The following is an 8,179-nucleotide window of genomic DNA, read 5'->3' as shown; positions in this document are numbered from 1 at the left end:
TCTCGGGCCGCAGGACTGCGTCGCGCCGGGCACGATCCGACAACCGGGCCGGATCGGCCCGCTTCGCCAGGTGATCGTAGTAGGTGGATGGGGCGATCGGCAGAACCCTGCAGATCGGCTCGACCCCATGCTCACCGCGATGATTGTCGATGAAGTTGACCATCACTTCGACCGGCGGTCGAGCTTCGCCATCGCAAAATACGCGCTCGCCTTGCGCAGGATCTCGTTCGTCGGGAAAACAGTCCCCCGAACTGTTTTCTGACCCTCCTCACCCTGGCGCAACTCTCGGTTCTCCCGCTCCAACGCCTTCATCTTCTCGGCCATGTCTGCCGGGATGCCAGCGCGCTTTCCGCTGTCGACCTCGGCCTTCTTGACCCACTCGTTCAAGGTCTGGGGCGCACAGCCGATCTTCGCGGAAATCGACATGACGGCCTGCCACCGCGATTCATGCTGGCCCTCATTGTCGAGGACCAAGCGCACCGCACGCTCACGCACTTCGGGGGAAAACTTGTTCGTCGTCTTGCTCATGATGCTCCATCCTACTCAGGAGTTGGAGCCTCCGGCAAACCCGGAGCCGTTCAACGGACGCCAAAGGTTGTCGGGCAGCAGAAGCAGTGTCACAACTGGCTGGATGCACCAGGTCGCAACAACACGGCTGACGTCCTGCGTGCATACAGGCAGGTTTGTCATGACCTAATGCAAATCCACACGGCAGTCGCGAAATCCAATGTCGGCGCCGATCTGCCCCCGCTTGGCGAAGGCATAGTTGCCGTCGCCGAGGGCGCCCCGCTGACACTCGATGGAAATGTCCACCTTATCATCGACAACACGGAAGAAGACGCTTCTTTTGAACAAAATGGCCATCTGGCAAAGCTGCGGGATAAGGAAATCTTTGTTCAGGTGGTAGGCATCGATGGCGATCATCGCCTGCAAGGTCCTGCGGCGTGACCGTCACGCTGACCGTTCATCGCGGCACACAGGAGATCGGCGGCACTTGCATCGAGATCGCGCACGGCGGCGGCGCGCGCCTGATCCTCGATGCCGGTCGTCCGCTTGACGCGCCGCGCGATGCGGTGGGACTGCTTCCGACATCGCTGGATCTGGGCCGTCCTGCCACGGTCCTGATCTGCCACGCCCATCAGGACCATTGGGGGGTGTTGCACGAGATGCCGAAGGACTGGCCCGTTTGGACCGGCCCGATGTCGGAGCGTCTGATCCGCCTTGGCTATGCCATGAATAAGCAATCGCTAGACCACGCCATATCGACCTGGACCTATCGCAGGACGTTCCGGGTCGGGCCTTTCGCAATCACGGCGTGGCTTACGGATCACTCTGCGCCGGACGCGGCCATGCTGCTGATCGAAGCTGACTGCAAACGCATCTTCTATACGGGCGACTTTCGAATGCATGGCAGGAAGGCGCGTCTTGTCACAGACCTGATGGCTGCCCCACCGAAGGACATCGACGTGCTAATCACAGAAGGCACGAATATCGGCACCGACAAGCCCACGATGGCCGAAACCGAGATCGAAGAACGATTTGTACAGTTACTGGATCAGGTCTCCGGGCGCCTCTTCGTCTATTGGTCGGCGCAGAACGTAGACCGGACCGCATCGCTGTTCCGGGCCGTGCGGCGACGCAGAAGGCGCATGTTCGTCAACCTCTATGCGGCCGAGGTCATGGATATCGTCGCACCGGGCACGCGGTTGCCGCGTGTATCTTCGGACTTTCCCGAACTGTCGCTTGTCGTGACAAAGGGTCAACGCGCCGTTCGCCGCCTGACGGCCGAAAAGGACCGGCAGGCTGATGAGCTGATCGAACGGTGCAAGGCCACGGAGCAGGCGATCGCGGCCCGTTCGCTGCCAAGCGATGCGGTCGTGATGATCCGCGACAGCTCACTGAAGGATTTCGAAGGTGCGGGCATTCACCCCGGTCCCGACGATGCCTTCGTCTTTTCCGCATGGTCGGGTTATGCCGACACGATCGCTGCCAGAACCTATGCGCTGATGCGGCAAGCGGGCGCGCGGATCGAACATATCCACACTTCGGGTCATGCGTCCGCTGCGGATATTCAGGCATTCATCACCGCACTTGCCCCCGGCACAGTTGTCCCCGTGCATGGAGAGAACTGGGACCGGTCGCAGCACGGATTCCCGCAGCTTCTGCGCCTCAGGGACGGACAAGCGCACGTGATCGACCGCCACCATAACGGTCTGCTCTGAGGCCCGACCGTATCGGATCGTCAGAGTTCAGCGCCGGCTATCCGTCGGCAGCTTGTCTCCAAACGTCCGGAATGCTCGCCCAAACCGATAGCCGCGCCGCGCGGTTTATCGGTGAGGGATGTGCAGACTCATGAAATGACAGACCGCGCCCCGCAATCAGCGCCTTGGCCCGGCCCGCACGCCGTCCGACGCCGATCACGGCCCTGAGCTGCGGCAAAAGATCGAGGAGACGCCCGAGTCTTTCCAGACCCATGGCAAGCTCGGCCCCCTTAATCTCTCGCGTGTCGTTCCACCACGGCACGACGTTCCAAAGCACCGTTTCCTCTCTCGCGATGCCAGCCGCGCGCATGAAGCCGAAGATGGCCTCGGCGGTGGGATCATCATTGTCGCGTGACACGAAGCCCGATCCTATCCTGCCCTTTGCACCCGTGTCGTCCGTCATCGGTCCGGGCTTTTCCATCAGGAACAGCAATCGTGCACGGACGCCGCCGTCCATCGGATCGAACTCGGGCACGGTCCCCGCGCCCTCTGCCCGCAGGCAGGCTGCATAATCCCGCAGGTCTGCGATATGCGGCTGCCCCAGCAGCGCGCGGCGGGACGCGATGGCAATGGGGTCCCTGAGGCTTCGCGGTGCACTGATCGTCATCGTCTATCTTCCTGCTTTCATGCACCGGGGTATCTGTCCATAAGATCATCCATCTGTCCCGACATCGCCAAGGCCAGATCGCGGGCCATCCTGTCAATTAAGTCGTAGCATTCGATCTGTCCTGCCCACCGGAGCTGCCGTGGCTGACCCGGGAACATCAGCCCAAGGGCGTTTCCCGCGATCGCTCCGGTACTGTCACTGTCGCCGGAATGGCTGACCGCAATGGTCAAGCCGTGTTCCAGATCCCGGGCGCAGCGGCAGGCATAAATCGCGATGGCCAGCGCCTCTTCTGCCGTCCAGCCGGCGCCCAGAGCCTCCACCGTTTCTGGGCTGCCATCCGGTACCGCCCGCAGCGCGTTCATAATGGCCTCGCGCGTCTCGCCCCCAAAGGACGCAGCCTGCGCCGACGCGGCCCGCTCCATGTCACCGCCTCGGCCCAAGTCTGCAAGGATCAACGCCCAAGCCGCAGCCGCCTCTTGCCCTGTCGGGTGCCCGTGCGTCAGGGCCGAGCAGTCCATCGCCAGATCCCGTATCCGATCGGCGGGCACAAAGGCTAGCGGCGCGACGCGCATGATCGTCCCGCACCCCTTGGATCTTTTCACCGCCGCATCATCAAAGGATCGCGACCGGCCGAGGGCCTCGAGGCAGGTCAGCCCCGGAGCGCGGCGCGCATGGAGACGCCTGTCGATAATCAGTCCTTCGCGGTCTACCTCGTGCCGCGGGACCTCGCCCTGCGTGACAAGCCATCGCAGCAAGGCGTGATGAACCACCGAAGGCGGATGGCAGATCCCTTTCAGCGCTTCCCGAACGCTTGCCCGCACCAGACCTTCCACGGTGAACAGCGTCATTTGTGTGTCGTCGGTGATCGCGCCCCGTATCCCCTGATGCGGGGGCAGATCACGGAACCCATCGGGAAACCGATCGCGGATTTCTGACAGCGATGCAAATTCGATATCTGCGCCAAGCGCATCGCCCAAGGCCCCGGCCAGCAAGCAGTCATGGATCCGCTCATAAAGATCCGGCATTGGCAATTGCGTGTTCATCTGCATCTGGCTCCTCGTCATGATGCTCGGATCATGGCACAATGGCGCAATACGCAGATGGTCTGTCGGGATTTTCCGCATGAGGCGCCAATCCTTCGTCGGGATCTACTGGACCCGCCCCGTACCCTGGGCAGGGTTCGTGACCCTGCCCGCGAACGCCGATGAAGCAGCCGCGCATAGCCGCACCATTCGCTATCAGCGCGATCTTGCGCGCCGCTATGTTCGCAATGAAATGGGATGCATGGTCGACGAGATCGCTATTCTGGAGCTTGCGCCGGATAGGGCCAGCCCAGAAGGCACCGCCGCGGTCACGCACCTCGTCGCGAAGGCACATCGAGAGTCGATCTTTCTGACGATAGATTTTTCGCAGATGCTGGGCTGGAGGCCGCATCGTTTCCTTTGGGCAAATCTGCCACATGAGCACATGCTGCAGCTGCTGCCCGAGCCAATCCTGATCGACGGCGTGGTCTTCGACCCCATCCGACATTTCAGGAACTGGGTGTCTCTCGACGATGAACACAAGGGCGACAAAGACAGTCACCGCGCCCGGATCTGCGCGGCACTTGCGGACTCGCCTGGCAGTTCGTGGAAAGAAATGGCTCGACAACTGAACGCCGCAGACCTGACCACACACGGGGGAAGATCTTGGACAGCAGATAATCTGCGCAAGTTCATGGCAAACGCCCGATTAGCTATGGCAGGCAAAGTGGAATGATAGTCTAGCCAGACAGATTCGTAATAAAGCCGATCCACCAGATGCCGAGTCTGAACACCTTAGCAATGGACCACGCTAAAATGGGCATATTACTGGTTCACATTGCGGTTCACAATTTGGATCACAGTCTATATTTTTAACGAGCAAAATCAATTAACAGCGTGATGGTTTCAATCTCACCGCCTCCGCCAGACAGATTTTTTACCTAGTAGAAGCATACGAAAACCGTAGTAACCGGCGATTGCCTTCTAGTAAGACAGCCCCGCAAGTTTCCGGCATCGTTCGAAATGCTGAAAGCGTCAAATCGTAGCATCAAACAGGCGGGACTTTTGTCCGGCGCGAATGGAAATCTGGCGGTCGTCCCCCATGATCCTTGGCGCAATCAGCGCGAAACGGGGGCGGCAGGGGTGCTTCCCCATTCAAAAGATCATCCATAAGGACCAGAATTTCTTGCAGTCCTTGCCAACCCGTTGACCTGGCACCACCGTCATACATCCACGAGGGGAGCTCGCGCGGTCATGTTCACGCGCAGCTACGGAAGGATGACGATGAAGACGGGATTGACGTCGGCCACGGCCATCATAGGCACGCTGGCATTCACGGTCCAATTTGCGACCGCACAGGAGCCCGAGAAAGGCAGCCCGTTGGAGGGGCGCCCCGAAACCGAGGCTGCCCAGCAGCTGGCTCCGCAGGCGCCGCCGCCCCTGCCCACCGCCGAAGCCGATCTGCCGACGCTGACCGTTCCCGACGGCTTCAAGGTCGAGGTCTTTGCCAGCGGCATCAACAACGCCCGCACCCTGCGCGTCGCCGATGACGGCACGGTCTTCGTGGGCACATGGCAGGGCAATGCCGTCTATGCCATTCCACCCGGCGGCGAGGCGGTCACGCTCTATGAAGGGCTGGACTGGCCGAACGGGATCGCGCTGCACGATGGCGATCTGTATATCGCGGAGCACACCAAGATCTCGGTCGCCAAGGACATCATGGACAACCTCGACAGCGCGCCCGAGCTGACCGAGATCTATTCCGACCTGGGTGAGCCGCGCCCCCATGGTTGGCGCTATCTGGGGGTGGGACCGGACGACATGCTCTATGTCTCGAACTCGGCCCCCTGCAACATCTGCGAACGCGAGGAAGGCTTCGGAGAGATCCGCCGCATGGGACTGGACGGAAGCGGTGCGCAACCCATTCTGGCGGGCATGCGCAACACCGTCGGCTTCGACTGGCATCCGACGACCGGGAACCTGTGGTTCACCGACAACCAGCGCGACTGGCTGTCCGAGGACATCCCCCAGGATGAGCTGAACGTGGTGACCGAGGAAGGCCAGGACTTCGGCTTCCCCTATTGCCACAACGGTCTATTTACCGACCCGGAGTTCGGATGGGGCCGCAAATGCGAGGAATTTACCGACCCCGTCGCGCTGCTGGGTCCGCACACGGCGCCCCTGGGCATGCAGTTCTATCAGGGCGAGATGTTCGGCGAGGATTACAAGGGCCAGATCTTCATTGCCAAGCATGGCCCGTGGAACCGCAGCGTCAAGGAAGGCGCCGAGGTTGCCGTCGCCTATCTGGACGGCGACACGCAGGTCGAACGGACCGAGCCTTTCCTGACCGGCTTCATCGTCGACAATGAATACGTCGGTCGCCCGGTCGATGTGGCCACCATGCCCGATGGCGCCCTGTTGGTGTCGGACGACTGGAACGGCGCGATCTGGCGCATCAGCCGCGATGAATAAGGCATGGCATCTTCTGGCAAGGGCGGCGTTCATCGCCGGCCTTGCGGCCCCCGTTCTGGCGCAGGAGCAGTTCGCGGACATGAAGGACAGCTGCATCGCCTGCCATGGGGAGGATGCGGCCGAGGATGTCCCGCATTTGGGCGGGCTGGATGCCTATTACGCGCTGCTGCAGCTGGTCGCCTTCCGGGGTGGCCAGCGTCAGAACGACCTCATGTCGGGGCTGGTCGCGGATTTCACCGACAACGATCTGCGTGCGGCGTCCGAATGGGTCGCCACCCTGCCCGCCCCCGATGCGCCGCCGGGTAAACCCGACGCCGATCGCATGGAAGCGGGGGCGCAGCTCTCCAAGGATCACCGCTGCGCATCGTGCCACGGCGCGGATTATACCGGCGGTCGTCAGATGCCGCCCCTGCGCAACCAGCGACAGGAATACCTTGCCAAGTCGCTGCAGGACTACAAGGCGGAACGTCGCATAGGCGATCGCGCCGCCATGGTCGAGATCGCCACTGATTTGTCCGACGACGATATCCGGACGCTGGCCTATTACATGGCCCACCTGGAATGACGGCCGCCCGCCCTGTCGCTGGGCGGGCGACTTCGGGTCAATAGGCGTCCTGATAAAGCCGCAGGGCCGTGGCCTCGTCGACCTCGACGGGGTTGTTGACCAGCAGGCGGGTCTGCAGTATCGCATCGCGGGCCAACATCGGCAGGCTGTCCTGGGGCACCTTCACGTCGCGAAGGCGCCGTGGCGCACCCGAGCGGTTCATCAGATCCTCGATGAAGTCCACGAAGCGGGCGGCACGACCCTGGGTCCCCTCATCCGAAGGCTCCATGACGACATCGGCCAGTTCGGCATAAAGCGATGCGGCCTCGGTCATGTTCAGCCGCAGCACCGGCCCCAGCATCAGCGCATTCGTCAGCCCGTGCGGCAAGTGGAAATGCCCGCCAAGCGGATAGGCCAACGCATGGACCGCCGCGACGGGGCTGTTGGAAAAGGCCTGCCCGGCAAGGTTCGCGCCCAGCAGCATCGCCTCGCGCGCCGCGCGGTTGCCGCCATCCTGACAGGCGGTGACAAGATTTCCCGCCAACAGGCGCAGCGCCTCGCGGGCGAAGACATCCGAGAGCGGGTTTTTCTTGTGACGACCGGTATAGGCCTCGATCGCGTGGACCATCGCATCGATGCCCGTGGCCGCCGTCTGCACGGGGGGCAGTCCGACCGTCAGCTGCGCGTCCAGCAGGACGTGATCAGCATAGAGCCGGGGCGAGACGACACCCATCTTGGTGGTCTCGCCCGTGGTCAGGATCGTGATGTTGGTCACCTCGGATCCGGTTCCGGCGGTGGTCGGCACCTGCACCAGCGGCACGCGCGCGCCCTTGACGTTGTCGATGCCGTACAGCTCGGACAGGGGCTGTTCGGCGATCAGCAGCACCGCCGCCAGCTTGGCGATATCCATCGAGGAGCCGCCCCCCAGCCCCAGAACGACGTCGCAGCCACGATCGCGGCCCATCACAGCGCAGCTTTCGACGATGGCCTCGGGCGGGTCGGCCACGACATCGTCGAAGATCGTGACCTCGAAGCCATGGCCCCGCAAAGAGGTAATGACCGGCTCCAGCATTCCGCTTTCATTGAGAAACCTGTCGGTCACGATCAGCAGGCGCCGCGCCTTGAACCACCCGGACATCAGTTCGCCAAGCCGATGCGACCCGCCCCATTCGACGGTCATCGAACCGGGGGTCCGGAAGGCGAAAGGCTTGATCGCGTCGGTCATGTCCTGTCCCATCTGTCGGTGATGCGGCGGCAGTCCCGCCCTGTCGTA

At 62.4% G+C, this 8,179-nt stretch carries 8 protein-coding genes, 1 pseudogene and 1 other annotated feature; of the genes and pseudogenes, 4 read left to right on the top strand and 5 right to left on the bottom strand.

Features of this window, described 5'->3' with window-relative positions; genetic code table 11:
- Both DDE75_RS16710 and DDE75_RS16705 read right to left on the bottom strand, forming a co-directional pair.
- Positions 1-528: pseudogene (locus DDE75_RS16710) on the bottom strand (transposase); the annotation flags it as partial.
- Positions 89-205: a sequence feature (AL1L pseudoknot), on the bottom strand. It overlaps the preceding pseudogene by 117 nt.
- 165 nt (positions 529-693) lie before the next feature.
- On the bottom strand, positions 694-924 hold the full coding sequence (locus DDE75_RS16705) for a hypothetical protein (RefSeq protein WP_162799093.1): 231 nt from the start codon (positions 922-924) through the stop codon (positions 694-696).
- Between the two features lie 20 nt (positions 925-944).
- On the opposite strand from DDE75_RS16705, the gene DDE75_RS16700 reads away from it, so the two are divergent.
- Complete coding sequence (locus DDE75_RS16700; RefSeq protein WP_108503520.1) at positions 945-2,222, top strand: MBL fold metallo-hydrolase; 1,278 nt, start codon at positions 945-947, stop codon at positions 2,220-2,222.
- A 37-nt stretch (positions 2,223-2,259) separates the two neighbouring features.
- Here DDE75_RS16700 and DDE75_RS16695 read toward each other — a convergent pair whose 3' ends face one another.
- Together DDE75_RS16695 and DDE75_RS16690 are read right to left on the bottom strand one after the other, a co-directional pair.
- A complete protein-coding gene (locus DDE75_RS16695; RefSeq protein ID WP_108503519.1) occupies positions 2,260-2,868 on the bottom strand; it encodes a uracil-DNA glycosylase in 609 nt (202 codons plus the stop codon).
- Between the two features lie 17 nt (positions 2,869-2,885).
- Positions 2,886-3,917 (bottom strand): ADP-ribosylglycohydrolase family protein, encoded by a 1,032-nt coding sequence (locus tag DDE75_RS16690; RefSeq protein ID WP_245894785.1) that lies wholly within the window; start codon positions 3,915-3,917, stop codon positions 2,886-2,888.
- Positions 3,918-4,050: 133 nt separating this feature from the next.
- Here DDE75_RS16690 and DDE75_RS16685 point away from each other — a divergent pair, with 133 nt between their 5' ends.
- The 3 genes from DDE75_RS16685 (at position 4,051) to DDE75_RS16675 (ending at position 6,927) form a co-directional block, all read left to right on the top strand.
- Positions 4,051-4,626: a hypothetical protein gene (locus DDE75_RS16685; RefSeq protein ID WP_162799092.1), complete on the top strand. Its 576-nt coding sequence runs from the start codon at positions 4,051-4,053 to the stop codon at positions 4,624-4,626.
- 548 nt (positions 4,627-5,174) lie between these two features.
- Positions 5,175-6,362 carry a PQQ-dependent sugar dehydrogenase gene (locus tag DDE75_RS16680; protein ID WP_211659375.1) on the top strand — a complete coding sequence of 396 codons (1,188 nt, stop codon included), beginning with the start codon at positions 5,175-5,177 and terminating at the stop codon, positions 6,360-6,362.
- Entirely contained in the window at positions 6,355-6,927 is a 573-nt protein-coding gene (locus tag DDE75_RS16675; protein ID WP_162799091.1) for a c-type cytochrome, read from the top strand. Before DDE75_RS16680 ends, DDE75_RS16675 begins: the two co-directional genes overlap by 8 nt.
- 37 nt (positions 6,928-6,964) lie before the next feature.
- On the opposite strand, the gene DDE75_RS16670 is transcribed toward DDE75_RS16675, so the two are convergent.
- Positions 6,965-8,131, bottom strand: a complete 1,167-nt coding sequence (locus DDE75_RS16670; protein WP_108503525.1) for an iron-containing alcohol dehydrogenase — start codon at positions 8,129-8,131, stop codon at positions 6,965-6,967.
- Positions 8,132-8,179: the final 48 nt, after the last annotated feature.

Source organism: Paracoccus indicus (genome assembly GCF_003056335.1).
Taxonomy (GTDB): Bacteria; Pseudomonadota; Alphaproteobacteria; order Rhodobacterales; family Rhodobacteraceae; genus Paracoccus; species Paracoccus indicus.
This window is presented reverse-complemented; position numbering and strand designations above follow the sequence as displayed.